The organism is Bacillus sp. 05T21 (assembly GCF_056396785.1).
The window spans coordinates 1-443 of the sequence record NZ_JBFTMD010000104.1 but is presented as its reverse complement, the minus strand read 5'-3'; the positions used below and the strand labels follow the sequence as shown (position 1 = coordinate 443).

At 52.1% G+C, this 443-nt stretch carries 3 tRNA genes; all 3 read left to right on the top strand.

The features are described from left to right. Positions 1–69: 69 nt before the first annotated feature. The 3 genes from AC1DKZ_RS33045 to AC1DKZ_RS33035 all read left to right on the top strand — a co-directional run bounded on the left by AC1DKZ_RS33045 (position 70) and on the right by AC1DKZ_RS33035 (position 380). Positions 70–145, top strand: a tRNA-Val gene (locus AC1DKZ_RS33045). A 24-nt stretch (positions 146–169) separates the two neighbouring features. Beyond that, a tRNA-Met gene (locus tag AC1DKZ_RS33040) sits at positions 170–246 on the top strand. Positions 247–303: 57 nt separating this feature from the next. Then, a tRNA-Met gene (locus AC1DKZ_RS33035) sits at positions 304–380 on the top strand. Positions 381–443 lie beyond the last annotated feature (63 nt).

The following is a 443-nucleotide window of genomic DNA, read 5'->3' as shown; positions in this document are numbered from 1 at the left end:
CAAGTGGTTAAGACACCGCCCTTTCACGGCGGTAACACGGGTTCGAATCCCGTACGGGTCACCACTTTTGGAGGATTAGCTCAGCTGGGAGAGCACCTGCCTTACAAGCAGGGGGTCGGCGGTTCGATCCCGTCATCCTCCACCATATAAATTATATTAATAATATTGTCGCGGGGTGGAGCAGTACGGTAGCTCGTCGGGCTCATAACCCGAAGGTCGCAGGTTCAAATCCTGTCCCCGCAACCAAACATTCTCGTAATGTGGTTGCTAACACTTATCATATAATTATATAATTAATATTATCGCGGGGTGGAGCAGTACGGTAGCTCGTCGGGCTCATAACCCGAAGGTCGCAGGTTCAAATCCTGTCCCCGCAACCAAATGGTCCCGTGGTGTAGTGGTTAACATGCCTGCCTGTCACGCAGGAGATCGCCGGTTCGACC